Consider the following 21488-nt stretch of genomic DNA (forward strand, 5'->3'; position numbering starts at 1 on the left):
TGAATTTCCGACCCACCAGCGGTCAACACTTTTTACAAACCGGCATTCGACAGCAAAGGTGAATTCCATGTCCTCGGAGCACGCAGCGGCCTTGCCGCCGGTCGTCGATCTTCCGACCTGGCGCGCCGCGCTGGACGAACTTCGCAAACGAGAAAAAGCGGCCACCCGCGAACTGGACGCGATCGCCGCGCAGCGACGCCGGCTGCCGATGGTCGAACTGCCCGACTACACCCTGATCGGCGCCGACGGACCCGTCCGGCTGGCCGACGTGTTCGAGGGCCGCTCGCAGCTGATCGTCTACCACCACATGTGGACCGACGGCGCGGAGTGGCAATGCGGGGGCTGCACGGGATTCACCTCGCAGTTCACCCGCTTGGAGTTCCTGGACAACTACGACGCCAGGTTCGTCATCGTCACCAACGGCCCAATCGAAGAAGCCGTCGCCTACAAGCGCAAGGTCGGCAACCAGATGCAGTGGTATTCGTCGTCGCAGAGCCCGTTTTCCGCCGACGTGGACGCGCCGCCCGGCGGCGGGTTCGCGGTCAATGTGTTCCTGCGCGACGGCGACACGGTGTACCGCACCTGGCATACGACCGGGCGCGGCACCGAGCAGCTCAGTCACACGTTCGGGCTCATCGACATACTTCCGTGGGGTCGTCAGGAGGAATGGCTCGATTCGCCCGAGGGGTGGCCCTCGCGGCCGACATACTCGGGATGGCTCGATTCGCCGGATATCGCCGCCGCCTATGGACCCAAAGGGGATGCATGATCGCGATCAGGCGCCGGTCGCTGGGTGGTCTCTTATCGAATCGCGCCGGCTCGTTTGTCGGAAGACGCGCTCGCGGTGAGATCGCGGGTCGCGGGCCCCTCCAATAGTGTGCCGTCTGGCGCGAACCGCGATCCGTGCAGCGGGCATTCCCATGCCTGATCGGCGTCGTTCCAGTTCACGATCCCGCCGAGGTGTGGACACACCGGCGAGACGCGGTGCTCGGTGCCGTCCACCCGGCACCTGGCTTCCAGGTGCCACGGCGGTCCGCTGACCACCCCGCCCTCGTCCTGCTGCGGGTCGCGGCGGGCGGTTCGGATCGCCGGAGTGATCCAGCCCTTGGTCAAGTTGAAGCCGACCTCGAGGTTGGCCTGCAGGGCCGTGGTGAGGCCCGTCAGCTCGTGCGGGCTCCAACTGGCGAACGCGCGGGACCAGTCCATCCGCCCGCCCAGGATGCGGCTGGCCAGCGCCAACGCCGCGGCCGCGCCGTTGGTCATGCCCCATTTGTTGAAACCCGTTGCCACGAAGATGCTTTCGTTGCCCGGCAGGATGGGCCCGACATAGGGTAGCTGGTCGATCGGGGTGTAGTCCTGCGCCGACCAGAAATGTGTTTGCATGGCGCCCGGGTAGTGCTTGCGTGCCCACGACGACAGCTCTTCCAACGCCTTTGACGGGCTTTTCTTGCGGCCCACGGTGTGGCCGGCGCCACCGACCAGCAGCCGCTCCCCGTCGCCGAACGGCGCATAGCGCACCGAACGCGTCGGCGAGTCGGTGGAGATCATCATCGGCCGGGTGATGGTGCCGTCGGGCACCTTGAACGCCAAGCAGTACGAGCGACTGGGCTTGACTCGGGCGAAATATCCGCCCCGGTCCAGGATCGGGATTCCGGTGGCCAGGACGATCTGCTTCGCGTCGACCTCGATCTCCTGCTGTGCGGGTGAATTAACTTGTGCGCGTAAGGTTTTGCCTTTACTGGACACCTTGCGTACCCGGGTGTGCTCGACCAGGCGTCCGCCGCGATTGAGCAACTCGACGACCAAAGAGTCCAGGAAGGGCATGGGATCGAACTGCGCCTGGTCGGGCAGCCGCACACCGCCGTGATACGGGAACGGCACGTCGGCGTCGTCCTCCCAGCTGACCGGTAGGCCCACCGCTTCGCACGCCGCCAGTTCAGCGCGCGCCGACAGCACACCCTTACGGGACTGGGCGTAGGTGTAGGCATCCTCGCGCTGTACCGCCACGCCATGCGTCTCGCAGTGGTCGAGCACCCACTGCTGACCCTCGCGATTTCCCGCCACGTAGGCGCGCGCAGTGCCCAGGCCATGCCTGGGCAGGATCTTCGACATATGACTGCCCTGCAGCAAGCTGATCTTTGCGGTGGTGTTGCCGGTGGCGCAGGCTCCCACGGTGCGGGCCTCCAACACCAAGACTTCTTTGCCTGCCCGCGCCAGCAACACCGCGGTCATCAGCCCGGTGATCCCCGCGCCGACGACGATGACGTCAGCGGACCGGGGGCCTTCGTCGATCTGGTTTGCGGTCCAGGGAGGTTCGGTTCGATCGGCAAGCCATAGGGAAGTCACAGCAGGCTAGTACCCCGGCGGCAAACGGGGAAACGTGGCCGTCGACCATCAGCGCCCTCTCACGCCCTCCTGAGCTGCGCTTTTGCCTCACGCAACGACTCCGCGGCGGCGCGGCAGGCCTGCCGTGCCCTGTCATAGCGACGCTCGGCGCTTGTCAGCTCGCGCTCGGCATTTCGCAGGCTAGCCAGGGCGTCGTCCCGGAGCCGCTGAGCGGCAGCACGTTCGGTTTCCCGCTTGGACAGTTCGTCGTCGGCGTGTGCCTTGGCGCGCTCCGCGCCGGCTACGGCCGCTCTCAGCTTTTGCAGCCGCCGTTCGGCTGCCTCGGCCTTGCGGTCGCGCGGCGGCTCGGCCGGTCTTGGCCGCGACGGGTGTGCCGGTGCCGTCGTCTGGGGCGCCTTATTGGTGGTTTCGCGAGAGGCTTTCGGCGGCGGCGGAGCGGCATCGCCGAACGCGCCGAAACCGGACCACCGCTCGGGTTTAGTCAGCCGGCCAAGCCGCTCCCCGACGTCGGGGTCCGCGATCGCGGCCTGCAGCGTGTGGGTCACGTCGTCGCGCACCGCCGCGGAAGGATTCTTTATGTCGGCCGCCTGAAATGCGGCGTTGGCGAGTTTGTTGATGAGCCAGTGTTGTTCGGCAGACAAATCCCGAATGGCATCGCCGTCCATCGCTGCGTGTGCGGCGCGCAGGCGCTCACCCAGGTCGGCAAGTTGCTGCTTGGTTTCCCGCTGCTGCAGCGCGAGCCGGTTGACCACCCAGGCCGCCGTCGTGGGTTTGCGCGCTGCAGAGATCCGTTTGGCGGCCACGGCATCACCGCGCTCCTTCGCTTTGGCAGCCAATGTGGCCCGTTGCGCAGTGAAAGCGTCCGGCGGTACCGAATAGAGACTGTCGAGTTCGTCGTCGGCCATGCCGTCATGATCTCTCGCCCGGGGCCGTGGCCGGGTTGTGAACGGGCGAATAAGCGCGCGGTTTCAGGAACGATGTCGCCGGTTATGTGGAAGCACAAATGACGTCCAAGAACAGGGTTGGGCCGGTGCGGCAATTCAGAGTGAACCGGTCACGCTGGTTGCTGCTGTGCGTGTTGGTCGTCGTCGGCGTGGCCGGCGCGGTCCAGCTTGCCTCGCAGCCCCATTGCCCGAACGGCCGTCACTGCGGCAATACCCCGGCACCGGCTGGGCCGGCGCGAGTGACGATCACACCCGGCCCCGGCGCGCACAACGTCGACCCGGTGGCGCACGTCGCGGTGAAGGCCGATGTGGGGACCCTGGTCGAGGTCCGCATGGTCAACGACGTCGGCAAGCCGATCGAAGGCGTCATGACGCCGGACAACACCTTCTGGAAGCCCGTCGTCCCATTGGGCTATGGGCGCACCTACACGCTGACTGTCACCAGCCGCGGGCCCAATGGCGCTGCGGCGACTCAAGTTTCGTCGTTTTCCACATTGCAGCCGTCCAACCAAACCAAGGTGTCCTTCACCACCACGTCGGAGGCGGCGTTGCAAGAAGGCGGGACGTACGGCGTCGGAACGGTGGTTGTCGCCCATTTCGACGAGCAAATCGCCGACCGCGCCGCCGCCGAGCGACAGCTGGTGGTGACCACCAACCCGCCGGTGCAAGGGTCATGGTTCTGGGTCGACGACCAGAACGCCCACTGGCGACCAGAGCACTACTACGCGCCCGGCACGACGGTGACTGCGGAAGCCAAGATCTACGGAATCTCGTTGGGGAACGGCCTATTCGGGCAAGAAGACAGCCGGGTATCGTTCCGGATCGGCGACGCGCACATCTCGATCGCCGACGACGCCACCAAGATGGTGAGCGTCTTCAACAATGGCGCACTGGTCCGCACGATGCCGACGTCGATGGGCATGGGCGGCACCGAGACGATCGGTGGACGGACGTTGTCGTTCTGGACTCCCCCAGGAATCTATACCGTGCTCGACAAGGGCAACCCCGTCGTGATGGACTCTTCGACATTCGGGCTGCCGAAGAATTCGCGCCTCGGGTATCGCGAGACCATCAACTACGCCACCCGAATCAGCACCGACGGTATCTATCTGCACCAACTGGACGCCACCGTGTGGGCGCAGGGCCACACCGACACCTCGCACGGATGCCTGAACCTCAACGGCGACAACGCGAAATGGTTCTATGATTTCTCGGTACCGGGTGACGTGGTCGAGGTCCGCAACAGCGGCGGACCACCGTTGAAACTCGAGCAGAACGGCGACTGGACGCTTACCTGGGACCAGTGGCGGCAGGGCAGCGCATTGAAGCGCTGACGCCGACGCGCTCCACAAAGTCTTGACTCATTCCAGAAAACGGCGCATATTGGTGGGGTGTCCTCAACGGATTACGCAGAGCAGCTGCGGTCGGCTGATCTGCGCGTGACCCGGCCCAGGCTCGCCGTGCTAGAAGCTGTGAACGCCCATCCCCATGCCGACACCGAGACCATCTTCTCGGCGGTGCGGATCGGCCTGCCCGAGGTCTCCCGCCAGGCCGTCTACGACGTGCTCAACGCGCTGACCGCGGTGGGCCTGGTTCGGCGGATCCAGCCCTCTGGTCTGGTCGCCCGCTACGAATCCCGGGTCGGCGACAACCATCACCACCTGGTGTGCCGGTCCTGCGGGGTCATCGCCGACATCGACTGCGCTGTTGGCGAAGCGCCGTGCCTGACCCCGGCGGACACCGACGACGTCCTGGATGGTTTCGTTCTCGACGAGGCCGAAGTCATTTACTGGGGCTTGTGCCCCGACTGCTCGACTGCCGATTCCCGATCACAGCCGTGATCTAAATCTGATTCACCCAACCCCTGGAAGGAATGCTGTGTCATCTGATACATCCGACAGCCGCCCACCGCAGCCAGACACCGGGACGGCTAGCAGAAGCGAGAGCGAAAACCCGGTAATCGAATCGCCCAAACCGAAAGCCCATGCGCCGCTGACGAACCGGGACTGGTGGCCCGACCAGGTTGACGTCTCGACCCTGCACCCGCACCCGCCGCAGGGCAACCCGCTCGGCGAGGACTTCGACTATGCCGCGGAGTTCGCCAAGCTCGACCTCGATGCGCTCAAGGCCGACATGATCTCCCTGATGACCACCTCGCAGGACTGGTGGCCGGCCGACTACGGCCACTACGGCGGTCTGTTCATCCGGATGAGCTGGCACGCCGCCGGCACCTACCGCATCCACGACGGCCGCGGTGGCGGCGGTCAGGGTCTGCAGCGCTTCGCGCCGCTCAACAGCTGGCCGGACAATGCCAGCCTGGACAAGGCGCGCCGGCTGCTCTGGCCGATCAAGAAGAAGTACGGGAACAAGATCTCCTGGGCGGACCTGATCATCTACGCCGGCAATGTCGCCCTGGAGTCGATGGGCTTCAAGACCTTTGGCTTTGCCTTCGGCCGCGAGGACGTCTGGGAACCCGAAGAGGTCCTCTGGGGCGAAGAGGAAGAGTGGTTGGGCACCGACAAGCGTTACTCCGGCGATCGGGAGCTCGCGGCGCCTTACGGCGCGACCACCATGGGTCTGATCTACGTGAATCCCGAAGGCCCCGAAGGCAAACCGGATCCCATCGCCGCCGCGATCGATATTCGTGAGACGTTCGGCCGGATGGCGATGAACGACGAGGAGACCGCGGCACTGATCGTCGGGGGGCACAGCTTCGGCAAGACCCACGGCGCCGGCGACGGCGACCTCGTCGGTCCCGAGCCGGAGGCTGCCCCGATCGAACAACAGGGGCTCGGCTGGAAGAGCTCCTACGGCAGCGGCAAGGGCAAGGACGCCATCACCAGCGGCCTGGAGGTGGTCTGGACGCCCACGCCGACCAAGTGGGACAACAGCTTCCTGGAGACGCTGTACGGCTACGAGTGGGAGCTGACCAAGAGTCCTGCCGGAGCCTGGCAGTACACGGCCAAGGACGGCGCCGGCGCCGGTACCATCCCGGACCCGTTCGGTGGGCCGGGACGCGCTCCGACGATGCTGGTCACCGACATCTCGTTGCGTGAGTCGCCGATCTACCGCGACATCACCCGGCGTTGGCTGGATCACCCCGAGGAGCTGGAAGAGGCCTTCGCCAAGGCGTGGTACAAGCTGCTGCACCGCGACATGGGACCGATCACCCGTTATCTCGGGCCATGGATTCCCGAGCCGCAGCTGTGGCAGGACCCCGTTCCGGCCGTCGACCACGAGCTCGTCGACGAGCAGGACATCGCTGCGCTGAAGAGCAAGGTGCTCGATTCCGGCCTGTCCGTTCCGCAGCTGGTCAAGACGGCCTGGTCGTCGGCGTCGAGCTTCCGGCGGACCGACAAGCGCGGCGGCGCCAACGGGGCGCGGTTACGCCTTGAGCCGCAACGTAATTGGGAGGCCAACGAGCCCTCCGAACTGGACCAGGTGCTGCCCGTGCTGGAGAAGATCCAGCAGGACTTCAACGCATCGGCGTCGGGCGGCAAGAAGATCTCGCTGGCCGACCTGATCGTCTTGGCCGGTTCCGCGGCGGTGGAGAAGGCCGCCAAGGACGCGGGCTATGAGATCACGGTGCACTTCGCGCCCGGGCGTACCGACGCCTCGCAGGAAAGCACCGATGTCGAGTCGTTCGCGGTGCTCGAACCGCGCGCCGACGGGTTCCGCAATTACGTGCGGGCGGGTGAGAAGGCGCCGCTGGAGCAGTTGCTGGTGGAGCGGGCGTACCTGCTCGGTGTGACAGCTCCGGAACTCACGGTGCTGGTCGGCGGTCTGCGTGCGCTCGGCGCCAACCACGGTGGCAGCAAGCACGGGGTGTTCACCGACCGCGTCGGGGCGTTGACCAACGACTTCTTCGTCAACCTGCTCGACATGAGCACCGAGTGGAAGGCGTCGGAGACCGCGGAGAACGTCTATGAGGGCCATGATCGTTCCTCCGGCGCGCTCAAGTGGACCGCGACCGCGAATGACCTTGTCTTCGGCTCGAATTCGGTGCTGCGCGCCCTCGCGGAGGTCTACGCGCAGGACGACAACCACGGCAAGTTCGTTGAGGACTTCGTGGCGGCCTGGGTCAAGGTCATGAACAACGACCGGTTCGACCTCAAGTAAAACCCGACCATGCGACACCCCGCGAGCTCCGGCTCGCGGGGTGTCGCACGTCAGCGCGCTATTGCTGCCACCACTGGCCGCGGTCGATGAGGACATCGCGTAGCAGGTCGGCGCGATCGGTGATGATGCCGTCCACGCCGATGTCGAGAAGCGTATGCATGGTTACCGGGTCGTCCACCGTCCACGCATGTACCTGACGGCCCGATTCATGAAGAGCCCGAACCATTCCCGGCGTGATGACGGGAACCCGGCCAAGCCGCGGCGGCAGCTGGACGCAGTCGCTGTCACGCAACACCCGCCAGGCATAGGCCCGGCTGGCGGGTGTTCTCGCCGCCAGCAGCGCCAGCAACACTCCCCTGCCCGCCGAACTGGCCACCCGCTTGGACAGCAGCCGCAACGCCCGCCGCCGGCGGCGATCGGAAAACGAGGTGACCAGCACGCGGTCGTGTGCGGCCAGCCGTTCGATCGTGGAGACGGTCGGCTCGATCGCCGACGCTGCTTTGATATCGATGTTGATCCGCATATCCGGCAATGCGGCCAGCAAGTCTGCCAGGGTGGGAATCGGTTCTCCCGCACCCAGATCGGCTTTTCGGACGTCGCGCCACTCCAGCTGGTCGATAGCGCCGGGCACTCCCGTCGCATGGCCGAGCATGCGGTCGTGCAGGATCACCGCTACGCCGTCTCGGCTGGCGCGAACGTCCGTCTCGAGGTAGCGGAATCCCAGCTTCGCCGCCTCGTGGAACGCGCCCATGCTGTTCTTCGGGAATCTAAACGACGTAAACCCCTGATGCGCCATGGCAATTCGCCCCGCGTCGCGGAGAAAGTCCACGACGCCGTCGTCGTAGTCGCCCACCGGCTAAGTATGACCGGTCGGGGGGCCTTGGCGAGCAGACGTAAAATTCCGCGAAAACGGCGGCCCTTTCCGGCGATTTTGCGTCTGTTCGGCGGAGGGCTAGCGGTTGAGGGCCCACTGCCCGAAGTCCGGCGCCAGCACGTCGTCGACATCCACCGTTATCCCGCCCAGAACCGGGCCGTTGATGACTCCCTGATAGAGCACCGCGGTGGGCTCGCGTTCCCCATTTGACCAGCTCCTGGTCTGCCACGCCCAGCGGTGCCCGGCAGAGGTCGAGTGTCCGATCACGCCGTCTCGCACCGCCCACCCGCACGCATGGGCGTGCCCATAGATGCCGGTGCGCTCCACGCCCATCGCCGAGTTGATTCCTCGGAACCAGTTGACGGCGACGTTGTTCCAGGTATCGAGGTCGATGTTGTCATCCACGCTGAAGAAGATCGGCGCCGAATCCGGGCCCCCGGCCGCGGTGTGCAGCGCCACGGCGGTGCGAGCATCCGCCACACCACCGTCGTATCCGCGGGTGAAATCGGAGGGCGCCGACCAACCGGGTTTGCCGTACTGGAAATTACTCACGATATGAAGGCCCACCGCGCGCAGCGCAGTGGCGTATTCGCGGGTGAGCGGCTTTGCCTCGAAATTGGCGCCGGGCCGCGATTCGGACACATAGTTCACGACGCCGTCGTAGCCTGCCGACTTGATCTCCTCCGGCGGAATCCTGCGCTCGGCAAAGTCGATCAACCTCATGTTGGCAGCGGATGCCGTCGGCCCTTGCAGTGACCCGGCCAGCGTTGCCAGACCCAACGCAGTGGGAACGGAAAGCGAATATCTGAGGACGTCGCGTCTGGTAACGGATCGCTGTCCCCCGGCTCCACGAGGCGCAGCACAATGGTGCACCGCGAGATGGTAGCAAAGCCAGGCCGGCCGTCAGGAGGCGATTGGGGTCAAATCCGGTCGCGGTCGGCTGGTCAAAACTTCCCACCCCCAGCGGCGCGGGCAGCATGGCTTTACCATCTTGCTGTGCGCAAACTGGTTGCCCGTATATCGGTTGTCGTTGCCCTGGCGCCCGCTGTCGTCGTCGCCGCATTGACATTCGGCGCCGCAGTGCTGCCGCCCGGTCTGCCCGGCGCGGCGCCCTGGGCCGTCGCTGCGAATTGTCCTCAGGTGCAGGTTGTTTTCGCCCGCGGCCGCTTGGAATCGCCCGGGCCCGGCGTCCTGGGCAACGCGTTCATCAACGCGCTCAGCTCGAAGGTGGGCGGCAGAAGCTTCGGCTCGTATGCCGTGCGATACCCCGCCGACACCCAGGTGGACATCGGCGCCAACGACATGAGCCAGCACGTCCAGTACATGATCAACAACTGCCCGGACACACGGCTGGTGCTGGGTGGTTACTCGTTGGGCGCCGCGGTCACCGACGTGGTGCTCGCCGTGCCAATCTCCGCGCTTGGTTTCGACAATCCGCTGCCCGCGGGCGCCGATCAGCACATCGCCGCTGTCGCGTTGTTCGGCAACGGCAGCCAGTGGGTAGGTCCGATCACCAATTTCAACCCCGTCTACAACGACCGGACCATCGAGCTGTGCCACGGCGCGGACCCCGTCTGCAACCCCGCCGATCCGAACACCTGGAAAGAGAACTGGCCGCAGCACCTCGCCAACGCCTACATCCAGGCCGGAATGGCGAATCAGGCCGCCGACTTCGTCGCCGGGAAGCTTTGATACGGGCTAAACCAACCGGAGCAGGCGTTGCGGAGCGCTGCGCAGCAATATCATCCGCTCGAGCGTGCGGCGGGCCGGGAGTTGTCGCTGGATTCGTCGGGCGGTGATCAGCACGACCAGGCAGACGGCGCGCTTACCCAGCGCCACCCGGCTCGTTCGTTGCTTCCAGCTGGGAGGTGCCGAGCCGGCACGACGGCCGAACTGGTAGCCGATGAACAATGAAGTCACCAGCGCGGCAACAACCGCGAGCGCTGTCATGAAGATCAGCGTCCATTGTCGCTATCGCGAAAAGGTCACAGGCAAGATACGCCCGGAAATCGGTTACGAGGGAATCGAATTAGGCGTGTTCAGTCAGCGATATCCGCTGATGCTGTCCACTGCGACCAAATGGCGCCGGCCAGTCCGACGTGTTGCCTGCGAGGCGCAGCCGGTGGATATCGGCTTCGAATCGCCGGCTTGTCCTGGAGCACCACTCTGCTTGGCCAGAAACGAGGGATGGCGGCGCATGGCTTCCATCCGCCTAGCTTCACGCCGGTGAGCTGCAGCCCAGGCCGGGTGTGAATGAAGGAAAACTACCGTCGCACCTGATGCGTTTGCCACGATCCGCCACTCTCCGATATTGCTTGCCGCTCCCGATGTGCGGCCGTCAATCCCGCGACAATGCGGTTTTCGAACCTGATTAATGATGCCCGGGTAAAGCTGTGACCAAACCTTTGCGATCCTGAGATTTCGCCGTGAAGTCCGGAATTTTCTCGCCCGGCGAGCACACCTAAAAGCCTCGAAAAGGCCCGTTCAGGTGCTTTTTGCCGCTGCTCGCCCGCCGCAGCCGGCACGGTCCGGTAACGTGCGCTCATGCCCGATCGAAACCGTCGCTTCCTGCTCCGCGAGCGCCCCTCGGGACGCATCGGCCCCAACACCTTCGAACTCAGCGAGGAGCCGGTTCCCGAGATCGGCGACAGGGAGGCACTGGTTCGCGTCGACTGGATCTCGCTCGACCCGACCAACCGCATGTGGATCAACGACACGCCGACATACCTGCCTCCGGTTGGCATCGGCGAGGTGATGCGTGCCGGCGGGCTCGGCGAGGTTGTCGCTTCGAAGAACCCGAATTATCCGGTCGGCCAGATCGTGCAAGGTCTGGTCGGCTGGCAGGAATACGTAGTCGCCTCGGACACAATGCCTTTGCTTCCGGTCGAGGTCGCCGAGGGCGTCTCACCGAGTGCCTACATGGGTGCGCTCGGCATGACCGGGCTCACTGCGTGGGTGGGAATCCGTGACATCGGCAAGCCGAAGCCGGGCGAGACGGTCGTGGTGTCGGCCGCGGCGGGTGCGGTCGGGTCCGTCGCGGGCCAGCTCGCCAAGGCGGACGGCGCCCGCGTCGTCGGGATCGCCGGTGGTCCGGAGAAGTGCGCGCTGCTGACCGAGCAGCTCGGCTTCGACGCGGCCGTCGACCATCGCGCCGAAGACTGGGCCGCTCAACTGGCCGCCGCGACACCCAACGGCATCGACGTCGATTTCGAGAACGTCGGCGGGCCGATCATGGACGCGATCTTCGCGCGCCTCAACATCGGTGCACGCGTGGCACTCTGCGGCCTGATCTCGGGCTACAACGCCGACGACCCGCCCCCCGGGCCACGCGCATTCGGAAACCTGCTGATTCAGCGTGCGACGGTGCAGGGCTTCATCGTCCTCGATCACTTCGGCCGCGCCCCCGAGGCGATCGGCGAGATCGCCGGCCTGATCACCCAAGGCAAGCTCACCCCGCTCGAGACCGTCATCGAGGGCTTCGAGCAGTTGCCGACGGCGATCAATATGCTGTTCGACGGCAAGAACGTCGGCAAACTCATGGTCAAGACGTCCGGGTAGGCCACTGACGGTACGGATCCTCGCAATGGCGACCGCCCGATCGCTGGCAACCGACGATGCCGTTCCCCGTCTGCATCGCGACCTCTCCAACCGTCAGATCCAGCTGATCGCGATCGGCGGAACCATCGGCACCGGGCTGTTTTTGGGGTCCGGCCGGACCATCTCCCACGCCGGCCCGGCCGTGCTGCTGGTATACGGGATCATCGGGTTCTTCGTGTTCTTCGTCTTGCGGGCGATGGGCGAACTGCTGCTGTCCAACTTGAACTACAAGTCCTTCGTCGACTTCACGGCAGACCTGCTGGGGCCCGCGGCGGGATTCTTCACCGGTTGGTCGTACTGGTTCGCGTGGATTGTCACCGGCATCGCGGAAATCGTTGCGATAACGGGCTATTCAAAGTTCTGGTGGCCCGGGCTGCCGGGTTGGTTACCCGCCGCGGTCACCGTCGCGCTGGTGCTGGCGTTCAATCTGTTCAGCGTGCGCAACTTCGGGGAGATCGAGTTCTGGTTCGCCTTGATCAAGCTCGCGGCGATCTTGGCACTCATCGTCGTGGGCGGCATCCTGCTTGCGACCAATTTCGTTTCGCCACAGGGGCATCGCGCGAGCTTCGGAAACCTGTGGAACGACGGCGGGTTCTTCCCGACCGGGTTCATGGGCGTGGTCAGCGGATTCCAGATCGCGTTCTTCGCGTTCGTCGGTGTGGAACTCGTCGGCACCGCCGCGGCCGAGACCGCCAACCCACGCCGCACCCTGCCCCGCGCGATCAACGCCGTGCCGCTGCGGGTGGCGATCTTCTACATCGGTGCGCTGCTGGCGATCTTGGCCGTCGTCCCCTGGCGGCAGTTCGCCGGCGGACAGTCGCCGTTCGTGACGATGTTCGCGCTGGCCGGGCTCGGCGCGGCGGCGTCGATAGTCAACTTCGTGGTCATCACGTCGGCGGCCTCGTCGGCGAACTCCGGCGTCTTCTCCACCGGCCGAATGCTTTTCGGCCTGGCCGACGAGGGCAGCGCCCCAGCGCGATTCCGCCGGCTCAACCGCGGCGGCGTGCCGGCGCTCGCCCTGCTGGTCACCGCTGCGCTGCTGCTGACCTCGATACCCTTGCTGTACTTGCAGGGTTCGGTGATGGGCGCCTTCACGCTGCTGACCACCGTTGCGTCGCTGTTGTTCATGTTCGTCTGGTCGATGATCGTGGTCAGCTATCTGGTCTATCGTCGCCTGCACCCGCGACGTCATGCCGACTCGATATACCGGATGCCCGCGGGTGTGCCGATGTCGTGGTTCATCCTTGCTTTCTTCGCGTTCGTCATCTGGACGCTGTGCACCGAACGGGAAACGGCGATCGCGCTGGCCTGGTTTCCGTTGTGGTTCATCGTGTTAGCGACCGGCTGGCTCATCGTTCGGCACCGGCCCGGCCGCGCGGAGCAATACCGCCTGTTCCAGGCAGAGATGAACGGACCGGTCGACGGATAGGGCCTGCCCGCCAACGCCCGTGCGGCCACCAGCGCGGTCACCATCACGGCGACGCAGACGAGCCCGTCGTCTTTGAGGCCCCACTTGACCGCCGCCAATGTCGCCGCCCCGGCGACGCACAGCAGCGCGCCGACCGCACCGCCCCGCCACCGCGAGGTGATCTGTGCAATGCCGTCCCACCCCGGCAGCGGGTTGTTCTCCAGGGGCCGCAGCGCCACGAAGAGCAACGCGACGATGCCGGCCATGAGGAAAAGCTGCTCGATGCTGATCCCGAGGAAATCCGGCCGGCCGGGATAGCGCGGGCGTCCGAAGCCGTCGAACAGGAGGTGCACACCCAGCAGCGCCGGCATGTGCCAGAGGTACAGGGTCATGGCTCCGGAGTTGCCGATCGCGGTCCACCACCACACCCGTGGACGCTGCGCCCATCGGCCGATAGCCGGGGCCGCCGCGATGGCCAGCGCGCTCAAGATGATTGCGTGCCCGGCCAGTAACAGCGACGGCGGGCTCATGTTGGGCAGACGCTGGCCCTCGATGCCGACCAGGCTCAGCTCGTATGGACCCCAGTGCAGCAGAGCGACATTCACAGCGAACAACGCCGCGGCGGTGCCCAGCGCGGCACGCCCGGTGACCAACTGGCGTCGATAGCCGACACCGAAGATGGCCGGGATCAGCCACACCGCGAGGTTGAGATAGCCCAAAGGTGCCGCCGAGGCCCAGTGCAACCGGACGGCATCGACGACCGCGATCCCGCCGTACACCGCCGCCACAGCTGCGGTAAAGCGCGCGGTACTGGTGATCCGCCACATCGCCGGCATCGCCGCCAGCACCAGGACATAGGCGCCGAGAAACCACAGCAGCTGAATGCTGACGCCGGCGACCGGCTGGTAAACATGTTGGGGCAGAACCGGATACAGCATCGTCAGCGCTACGGCCCAAAATGCCAGGTAGTAGAACACCGGCCGAAACAGCCTGGTGCAGCGTTTCATCAACCATCCGCCCCAGTTGGTGCCGGGCTGCCAGGACGCCACGCAGGCGGCCGCGCCGGCGAAGAAGAACAGCGGCATGATCTGGAAAACCCAAGTCAGTGCCTGAAACACGGTCGATGTGGTGAGCAAGTTGTCCCAGATGAATACGCCATTGCGGATGACGCTGATCGCCATCACCGTGTGCCCGAACACCACGCAGAGCAGGCCGGTGATGCGGATGACGTCGATGGCGCGGTCGCGATCGGCAGGGGTGCGGTTGTGCAGGTCGGTGGGGCTGGGAAAGCCCATCAAGGTTGGTTGTGCAGTCACCCGGACAGCATCACTGCCCGACGGGCGCCAACGCCTGCGTAGTTCTACCTGTTCGGCTGCGTAACGCTACTCGTTTCTTGGGATCGGTAGCTGCCGGCGCGTTTTGTACTGGCCGCAACGACGACGCCAACGAGGCGACGCCAACCAAAGGAGAAAGTCGAAATGAAAATCGTGCCCGCCAGCATCGAAGAACAGATCAACCGTGTCGACCGGCAGCGCAGCCTGTACATCGGCATCAGTTCTGCCATTCTCGCGGCATGGAGTGTCATCCGGTTGATCTGGCTGCTCTACATCGCGCTGACATTCGGTGTGTTCTTCGGAGCGCTGGTTTTTCAGTTCGTGCTGTGGGGCGTCATCGGTGTCGCCGCCGCCGTCTCCGCCGTCGGCTTCCTGACCCGCTACAACAAGGGAACCTAACCGCGCCGAGCAGACGCAAAATCGCCCAAAACTGTTAGTTTTGAGGCGATTTTGCGTCTGCTCGCCGGTTGGGGTTACGTGTTACGCCACTCGGTGATCTTGCGGCCCAACGAATCTGCGGCATGGGTTGCGGCCCGTCCCACGCCGTCGACGATGCCGCCCAGGCCGTCGCGGATGCCCTTGATCAGCGGATCCTCGGACTGGTCGAAGCCATCCTTGTAATGGCGAGCTGCCTCGCCGAAGTCGTCGGAGAATTTGGCTTTGCCGTCGTCTTCGCGTCGCGGATAGTCTCCGGACATCACCTTTCCGTAGCCGCCGGTGTCCACCCATCTGGTCAGGGCGGCGGCCCGCAGCACCGAGAACGGGTGCGACTGCAGCTCCAGGTTGAGCAGCTTGAGCACCCCGTCACGCATATCGCCGGACCGGTCGTATTCGGCCGCCTGCGCCAAGAACGCCTCGGAGTCGAGCTTGTCCAGTCGGCTGCCGCCGGCGAGTTTCATCTCCACCCGGATCGCGGTGTCCAGATCCTGGCCGCACAGCAATCCGGCCCGGTCTCCGGACAGCTCGGATTTTCGTTGCCACTCCAGCAGGGCGGCGACGATCGCGCGCAACGCCCAGCCGCCGATCGGCATGAAGCCGAACGACCGCGCCAGCCGCATCAGATGCATCACCATCGTGCGGTACACCGCGTGACCGGACAGCGCGTGACCGAGCTCATGGCCCACCACGAACCGCATTTCGTCATGCGTCATCAGGTCATACAGGCCCGAGGTGATCACGATGAACGGCTGGTCCATGCCGATGGTGTAGGCGTTGGCCTCCGAGGACTGGACGACGTAGAGCTCCGGTTTGGTCGGCGCGTCCAGAACGTCCACGCACTCGTCGAGCAGCGCGTCGACGTCGGCGAATTGGCGCGGCCCGACGCGTGCGGCACTGGCCAGGTACAGCAGCCGGTGTTGGCGCTCCCGCAGCATCCCGGACATCAGCTTCAGTATCTGGTCGAATCCCTTGAGCCGGCGCAGGGCGGACAGGGCGGTCCGGTCGGCGGGATGCTCCCACGCGCGCGAACTGATGTCCGGAAACCGGGTGCGAGTGGTGGCGGGTAGCGAAGACATGACGTGATCCATTCGGTTGTGAGGTCCTCAGCATAGGTCGGCTCGCGGGGCAGATACCGCACCAAAAACCGGGTGGAGACGGACCTTGACCGCGCGACCGCACGATGCTAAGCAAGTGCTCAGCATCTTGGATCGGGCCAGCGCGGAAGGGATCGATGGTGGCGTTGCAGACGGTATTGGACGAAATACGTAAGCGCCCAGGGACGGGGGACGTCATCCCGATCATCGATCCCGCCACCGAAGAACCGATCACCGAGTTCACCGACGGTGGCGCCGAGGCGGTCGACGAAGCGGTCGGGCGGGCCAGGGCGATCTTCAAGTCGGGCGTGTGGGCCGGGCTGCCCGGACGCGAGCGGGCCAAGGTCATGTGGCGCATCGCGGACTTGATCGAGCAGCACACCGACGAACTCGCCAGGATCGATGCGCTCAACACCGGCATGCCGCTACGGCAGGCGCAACTGAACGTGGGTACCGCGTCGGAGTTCTTCCGCTACTACGCGGGGTGGTGCAGCAAAATCCGCGGCGACGCCTACGACGTCAAGACCAGCGGTATCGCGTCGGACAGGTATGTGGACATGCACGTCTACACCCGCAAGGAACCGTACGGCGTGGTGGGGCTGATCTTCCCGTGGAACGGCCCGATCTTCAACGCCAGCGCAAAGCTGGCGCCGGCACTGGCCGCCGGGTGCAGCAGCGTCGTCAAACCCGCCGAGGAAACACCGCTGTCCTCTGTGTTGCTAGACAAGATCATCGCCGAAGCCGGTGTCCCCGACGGCGTGGTCAACTTGGTGACCGGCTACGGCCACACGGCCGGCGCGGCGATCGTTGCCCACCCCGACGTGGAGAAGGTCGCCTTCACCGGTTCGACCGAGGTCGGCAAGGAGATCGTGCGGGCGTCTGCGGGCAACCTGAAGAAGGTCATGCTCGAACTCGGCGGCAAGTCGCCGGTGCTGATCTACGACGACGCCGACCTGCGCAAGGCCATCCCGATGGCGGCGATGGGTATCTTCGTGCACTCGGGTCAGGGCTGCGTGTGCGGGTCGCGCATCTACGTGCAGCGCGGCGTATACGACCAGGTAGTGGAAGGCATTGCGGCAGTTGCCAATTCGATCAAGCTGGGTGGCCCCGAGGAAGAGGGCTGTGTCAGCGGCCCACTGATCAGTGCCAAACAGCTCGACCGGGTCATGGGTTTCCTCGACGAGGGTAAGAACGAGGGAGTCGAGGTGGTGACCGGCGGGCACCGACTCGACCGGAAGGGCTACTTCGTCCACCCGACCGTCCTCGCCAACGTCGACCGCGGCATGCGGCTGTATCAGCAGGAGATCTTCGGGCCCGTCGTCACCGTCCTGCCGTTCGACGACGACGACGAAGCGGTGGACCTGGCCAACGACACCACCTACGGCCTGGCCGCCACGGTCTGGACCAACAGGTTGAGCCGGGCACATCGGCTGGCCAAGCGATTGGAAGCCGGAACCGTCACGCTCAACTGCCAGTTGGTGTTCGATCACGCGGTGCCATTTGGGGGCTACAAGCAGTCCGGCTGGGGTCATGAATTCGGCTATGAGGGCGTCGACGCCTACCTGAAAACCAAATCAGTGTGGGCCCAAATCTGAATTCGCGTTTTCACGCCGTGCGGCCTTGGCTGCTATGGTGCTTTGCTTATGCCCGAGATGGATCGTCGCAACATGATGTTGATGACGGGCTTCGCGGCGCTGACCGCCGCGATCCCGCTCCCCCAGGCCGCTGCTGACCGGGGACGTCAGCCGGCCCCTGCAGCGCCACCCAGCGGCCAATCCGGGCCCTACATCTTCCAGGACGAGTTCGACGGGCCGGCCGGCTCAGCACCCGATCCGTCGAAGTGGACCGTAGCGCGGGCCCGCGAGACCATGAAAGATCCGACGTATTGGGAGCTGCCCGAGCACGTTGGGCAGTATCGCGACGATCGGCAGAACGTCTTCCTCGACGGCAAGAGCAACCTTGTCCTGCGCGCGGCGAAGGACGGCCCGACCTATTACGGCGGCAAGGTTCAAAGTCCATGGCGGGGCGGCGTCGGCCACACCTGGGAAGCCCGCATCAAATTCGACTGCCTGACCGCCGGATGCTGGCCCGCCTGGTGGCTGGGCAACGAGGATCGCGGCGAAATCGACATCATCGAGTGGTACGGCAACGGCAGCTGGCCCTCGGCGACCACCGTCCACGCGAAATCCAACGGTGGCGAATGGAAGACCCACAACGTCGCGCTGGACAGTGGGTGGCACACCTGGCGCTGCCAGTGGGATCAGGCCGGTATCCGCTTCTGGCGGGACTACACCGACGGCGCGGCACCCTACTTCGACGTGCCGGCAAGCTCGCTGCCGGACTGGCCGTTCAACGATCCGGGCTATACCGCGTTTCCGGTGTTGAACCTTGCGGTCGCCGGTTCGGGCGGCGGCGATCCCGGGCCGGGTAGCTATCCCGCGCAGATGCTCGTCGACTACGTACGGGTCTGGTAGTCGGTTAGTGGGTGAATCGGGCGACGGCGCTGTAGGGCTGGCGTTTACCTGGGCGGCGCGGATCGGGTTGGGGCAGCCGGGCGACCAGGCGCATCGACAACGGTAAGCGGCGAAATCGTCGGGCCGCCATTAAGGACGACTCAACCTCCACCGTCCGCCAGCCCAGCTCTTCGAAGTAGGCCAACCCGTTCTCCGGGGCGAACTTGAACGGCGCGTTCGCCGCCAGGCTGCCCACTTTCTTGTTCATCATCTTCTTCAGGCCCGGACCGGCGAAGTCGGTCATCCACCAGGCCACCTCAGGACGCTTGATCGCCTGCGAAAGCGCGGTGACATCGCGATCTTCCAGATACATCAGCAGGCCCTCGGTCAGCACCAGCGCTCGGGCGGCGCCGTCGAGGGCGTCGTCGAAGAAGGCGTCGCGGGCAGCCGGGTCCGCCAGGTCGACGGCGGTCCGGGTCAGCCGGCAGCGCGGCGTCTGGTCGGAAAGCGCCTGGGTCTTCTCCGCGAGCAGTGCGGGCAGGTCCGCCTCTACCCACTCGAAATCGGCCGGAAGGTCCAAACGATAAGGGCGCGTGTCCAATCCGGCGGCCAAGTTGAGCACCCGGTCACAGCCGTCGGCGATCGCGTCGATAATCGTGTCGTCAATGATCTTGGTCCGCGCGACCAGCCACCAGCCGTTGCGCGTGGTGCGCGGGGTCCCGGCGACGATAGCGCGGCCATGCTCACCGGCGAGACGTTCGGCGAACGGGTCGTTGAACAGTGCGTCGGGTCGCGCCGACTCGGTGGCTCGATGCAGCGCCGTCCAGCGGGCGGTGTCGGAGACATGCGTGATGAGCGGCTCGGCCATACGTTGCGTTATAGCATCCACCGCCTGGGGCGGGATCGCCGAGCAGACGCAAAATCCCCTAATTCCGGCACGAAATGGGGACTTTGCGTCTGCTCGCGCGACCGGCGTAGTGTTCCCAACTCATGAGCGACGCGATCCAATTCGTCGATGCGAACGGACTGAAGTTCGCGTATTTGGAGGAGGGCTCCGGCCCCCTCGTGCTCATGTTGCACGGATTCCCGGACACTGCGCATTCGTGGGACGATCTTCGGCCGCGGATCGCTGCCAAGGGCTATCGCGCGGTCAGTCCGTTCATGCGCGGTTACCACCCCACCGCGATCCCGGATCGTGACCCCGATCAAGAGACCTTGGCGCGTGATCCGCTCGCGCTGATCGAAGCGCTCGGCGCTCCTGACGCCGTAGTGATCGGGCACGACTGGGGCGCGTCGGCCGCATACGGTGCCGCTGCTCTCGGTCCGGACCGCGTGAAAAAGCTTTTCGTGGTTGGGATTCCGCATCCCGCAGCGCTCAAGCCGTCGCTGAAGAAGCTCTGGGGCGCCCGGCACTTCGCCGCGTACAAGCTTCCGGGAGCGCCGAACAGATTTGCCCGCAATGATTTTGCCGCCCTGCCCGCGATATACCGGCGCTGGTCACCGACATGGGGACCCGATCCGTCCGAGTTCGACGCGGTGCGCGCGAGCTTCTCCAACCCGGCGAGCCTGAACGCGGCATTCGGTTACTACCGAAAGCTCTCCCCCATCCCGAGCGCATCGCTGAAATCGCGAATCACCGTGCCTACGGTAGTATTCGCGGGCTTGGACGATCCGATCGTCACGCCGGCGGATTATCGCGGTGCTGCTCGGATGTTCGAAAACGAGTACATCGTCGAGGAGGTTCCGGGCGGCCATTTCATGCACCGCGAGCATCCCGATGCGTTCGTCGGGCGACTGCTGCAGTATTTGTGATTCGGCGTTGCGCTGAGTAACGGGGCCCTCGTGCGGTGGGTTGTCGACGGCATGAACGTGATCGGGACGCGTCCGGACGGTTGGTGGAAGGATCGTCACCGCGCGATGGTCGTGCTGGTGGACCAGCTCGACCGGTGGGCATCAGCGGCGGGCGAGGACGTGGCGGTCGTGTTTGAGCGGCCCACCGCCATTCATTCGTCGGTAATCGAGGTGGCGCACGCACCTCGGGCCGGCGCCGACTCGGCGGACGACGAGATCGTCCGGCTATTAGCAGGTGACGCGCGATCGGATGAGATTCGGGTCGTGACGTCGGACCGGGTGTTGGCCGACCGCGTCCGGGCCATGGGCGCATCGGTCTGCCCGGCCGAAACGTTCCGGGACATCATCGACCCGCGCGGCGCCTAGCGCGAGCAGACGCAAAGTCGCCCGAAAATGGCGCTTTTAGGGTGATTTTGCGTCTTCTCGGCCTAGGAAAGCGCGGCGAGCGCGGCGTCGTAGTCGGGTTCCTGGGCGATCTCCGGGACCAGCTGTGCATAGGCGACGTTGCCGTCGGCGTCGATCACCACGACCGCGCGGGCGAGCAGGCCGGCCATCGGACCATCGGCGATGGTGACGCCGTAGTCCTCGCCGAAGCTGTCGCGAAACGCGGAGGCGGTCACGACATTCTCGGTGCCTTCTGCGCCGCAGAACCGTTTCTGCGCGAACGGCAAATCCTTGGACACGCACAGTACCGTCGCACCCGTCGCGCCGGCGCGCTCGTTGAAGGTCCGGACGCTGGTCGCGCACACCGGTGTGTCAATGGACGGAAAGATGTTCAGCAACACGGATTTACCGCGGAATTGATCGCTGCTGACCGTTCCGAGGTCGCCTCCGGTCAGGGCAAAGCCTGGGGCCGGTGATCCGACTGCGGGCAGTTCTCCGACGGTGTTGATCGCATTTCCGCGCAAGGTTATCTGTGCCATGGGGCACAGTCTGCCAAGGCCGAGCGGAAACCCGACGGGCAGGTCCGGCCCGGGCGATGTCCTAAATGGTGGGGTGCATGGCGTAGACGCCATGCGGTGTGCTGGCC

20 protein-coding genes and 1 pseudogene are annotated in these 21488 nt (G+C 65.3%); 12 read left to right on the forward strand and 9 right to left on the reverse strand.

The genetic code is table 11. From position 1 onward, the window contains the following. The first annotated feature begins 67 nt into the window (after positions 1-67). Complete coding sequence (locus AC5Y2L_RS20235; RefSeq protein ID WP_499937555.1) at positions 68-769, forward strand: DUF899 domain-containing protein; 702 nt, start codon at positions 68-70, stop codon at positions 767-769. Positions 770-801: 32 nt separating this feature from the next. Here AC5Y2L_RS20235 and AC5Y2L_RS20240 read toward each other — a convergent pair whose 3' ends face one another. Both AC5Y2L_RS20240 and AC5Y2L_RS20245 read right to left on the reverse strand, forming a co-directional pair. After that, a complete protein-coding gene (locus AC5Y2L_RS20240; RefSeq protein ID WP_499937556.1) occupies positions 802-2346 on the reverse strand; it encodes an FAD-dependent oxidoreductase in 1545 nt (514 codons plus the stop codon). 59 nt (positions 2347-2405) lie between these two features. Beyond that, the gene (locus AC5Y2L_RS20245) at positions 2406-3251 is read right to left on the reverse strand and encodes a hypothetical protein (RefSeq protein WP_499937558.1); all 846 of its coding nucleotides are present in this window, start codon (positions 3249-3251) and stop codon (positions 2406-2408) included. A gap of 98 nt (positions 3252-3349) precedes the next feature. On the opposite strand from AC5Y2L_RS20245, the gene AC5Y2L_RS20250 reads away from it, so the two are divergent. From AC5Y2L_RS20250 to katG, 3 genes are read left to right on the forward strand one after another with little or no spacing between them, the layout of a single operon-like run. Further along, positions 3350-4624, forward strand: a complete 1275-nt coding sequence (locus AC5Y2L_RS20250) for a L,D-transpeptidase (protein WP_499937559.1) — start codon at positions 3350-3352, stop codon at positions 4622-4624. A 57-nt stretch (positions 4625-4681) separates the two neighbouring features. Further along, positions 4682-5131, forward strand: coding sequence for a Fur family transcriptional regulator (locus AC5Y2L_RS20255; RefSeq protein WP_499937560.1), 450 nt, complete (start codon positions 4682-4684; stop codon positions 5129-5131). Between the two features lie 37 nt (positions 5132-5168). Beyond that, the gene (gene katG / locus AC5Y2L_RS20260; protein WP_499937561.1) at positions 5169-7409 is read left to right on the forward strand and encodes a catalase/peroxidase HPI; all 2241 of its coding nucleotides are present in this window, start codon (positions 5169-5171) and stop codon (positions 7407-7409) included. Positions 7410-7467: 58 nt separating this feature from the next. On the opposite strand, the gene AC5Y2L_RS20265 is transcribed toward katG, so the two are convergent. Next, positions 7468-8238 carry a glycerophosphodiester phosphodiesterase family protein gene (locus AC5Y2L_RS20265; RefSeq protein ID WP_499937816.1) on the reverse strand — a complete coding sequence of 257 codons (771 nt, stop codon included), beginning with the start codon at positions 8236-8238 and terminating at the stop codon, positions 7468-7470. A gap of 123 nt (positions 8239-8361) precedes the next feature. Next, the gene (locus tag AC5Y2L_RS20270; protein WP_499937563.1) at positions 8362-9156 is read right to left on the reverse strand and encodes a DUF1906 domain-containing protein; all 795 of its coding nucleotides are present in this window, start codon (positions 9154-9156) and stop codon (positions 8362-8364) included. A gap of 144 nt (positions 9157-9300) precedes the next feature. On the opposite strand from AC5Y2L_RS20270, the gene AC5Y2L_RS20275 reads away from it, so the two are divergent. Then, complete coding sequence (locus tag AC5Y2L_RS20275) at positions 9301-9975, forward strand: cutinase family protein (protein ID WP_499937818.1); 675 nt, start codon at positions 9301-9303, stop codon at positions 9973-9975. A 6-nt stretch (positions 9976-9981) separates the two neighbouring features. Here AC5Y2L_RS20275 and AC5Y2L_RS20280 read toward each other — a convergent pair whose 3' ends face one another. After that, the gene (locus tag AC5Y2L_RS20280) at positions 9982-10233 is read right to left on the reverse strand and encodes a hypothetical protein (protein WP_499937564.1); all 252 of its coding nucleotides are present in this window, start codon (positions 10231-10233) and stop codon (positions 9982-9984) included. 594 nt (positions 10234-10827) lie between these two features. Between AC5Y2L_RS20280 and AC5Y2L_RS20285 the strand changes: the two genes are divergently transcribed. Together AC5Y2L_RS20285 and AC5Y2L_RS20290 are read left to right on the forward strand one after the other, a co-directional pair. Continuing rightward, positions 10828-11841 carry an NADP-dependent oxidoreductase gene (locus AC5Y2L_RS20285; protein ID WP_499937565.1) on the forward strand — a complete coding sequence of 338 codons (1014 nt, stop codon included), beginning with the start codon at positions 10828-10830 and terminating at the stop codon, positions 11839-11841. A gap of 25 nt (positions 11842-11866) precedes the next feature. Then, on the forward strand, positions 11867-13309 hold the full coding sequence (locus AC5Y2L_RS20290; protein WP_499937567.1) for an amino acid permease: 1443 nt from the start codon (positions 11867-11869) through the stop codon (positions 13307-13309). On the opposite strand, the pseudogene AC5Y2L_RS20295 reads toward AC5Y2L_RS20290, so the two are convergent. After that, positions 13300-14583: pseudogene (locus tag AC5Y2L_RS20295) on the reverse strand (acyltransferase family protein); the annotation flags it as partial. The gene AC5Y2L_RS20290 and the pseudogene AC5Y2L_RS20295 overlap by 10 nt on opposite strands. A 183-nt stretch (positions 14584-14766) precedes the next feature. Here AC5Y2L_RS20295 and AC5Y2L_RS20300 point away from each other — a divergent pair. Further along, positions 14767-15021: a hypothetical protein gene (locus AC5Y2L_RS20300; RefSeq protein WP_499937568.1), complete on the forward strand. Its 255-nt coding sequence runs from the start codon at positions 14767-14769 to the stop codon at positions 15019-15021. A 74-nt stretch (positions 15022-15095) separates the two neighbouring features. Here the strand turns inward: AC5Y2L_RS20300 and AC5Y2L_RS20305 are convergent, their stop codons facing one another. Beyond that, positions 15096-16136, reverse strand: a complete 1041-nt coding sequence (locus tag AC5Y2L_RS20305; protein WP_499937570.1) for a M48 family metallopeptidase — start codon at positions 16134-16136, stop codon at positions 15096-15098. Positions 16137-16294: 158 nt separating this feature from the next. On the opposite strand from AC5Y2L_RS20305, the gene AC5Y2L_RS20310 reads away from it, so the two are divergent. Both AC5Y2L_RS20310 and AC5Y2L_RS20315 read left to right on the forward strand, forming a co-directional pair. Continuing rightward, positions 16295-17749 (forward strand): aldehyde dehydrogenase family protein, encoded by a 1455-nt coding sequence (locus AC5Y2L_RS20310; RefSeq protein WP_499937571.1) that lies wholly within the window; start codon positions 16295-16297, stop codon positions 17747-17749. 48 nt (positions 17750-17797) lie between these two features. Then, positions 17798-18628, forward strand: a complete 831-nt coding sequence (locus AC5Y2L_RS20315; RefSeq protein ID WP_499937572.1) for a glycoside hydrolase family 16 protein — start codon at positions 17798-17800, stop codon at positions 18626-18628. A 4-nt stretch (positions 18629-18632) separates the two neighbouring features. Here the strand turns inward: AC5Y2L_RS20315 and AC5Y2L_RS20320 are convergent, their stop codons facing one another. Continuing rightward, positions 18633-19475: a class I SAM-dependent methyltransferase gene (locus AC5Y2L_RS20320; RefSeq protein ID WP_499937574.1), complete on the reverse strand. Its 843-nt coding sequence runs from the start codon at positions 19473-19475 to the stop codon at positions 18633-18635. Between the two features lie 122 nt (positions 19476-19597). Here AC5Y2L_RS20320 and AC5Y2L_RS20325 point away from each other — a divergent pair, with 122 nt between their 5' ends. Further along, entirely contained in the window at positions 19598-20419 is an 822-nt protein-coding gene (locus AC5Y2L_RS20325) for an alpha/beta fold hydrolase (RefSeq protein ID WP_499937575.1), read from the forward strand. A 30-nt stretch (positions 20420-20449) separates the two neighbouring features. After that, positions 20450-20824, forward strand: a complete 375-nt coding sequence (locus tag AC5Y2L_RS20330; protein WP_499937577.1) for an NYN domain-containing protein — start codon at positions 20450-20452, stop codon at positions 20822-20824. Positions 20825-20886: 62 nt separating this feature from the next. Here AC5Y2L_RS20330 and tpx read toward each other — a convergent pair whose 3' ends face one another. Continuing rightward, on the reverse strand, positions 20887-21381 hold the full coding sequence (tpx, locus tag AC5Y2L_RS20335) for a thiol peroxidase (RefSeq protein WP_499937578.1): 495 nt from the start codon (positions 21379-21381) through the stop codon (positions 20887-20889). Positions 21382-21488 lie beyond the last annotated feature (107 nt).

The organism is Mycobacterium sp. NGS66, from assembly GCF_059812225.1.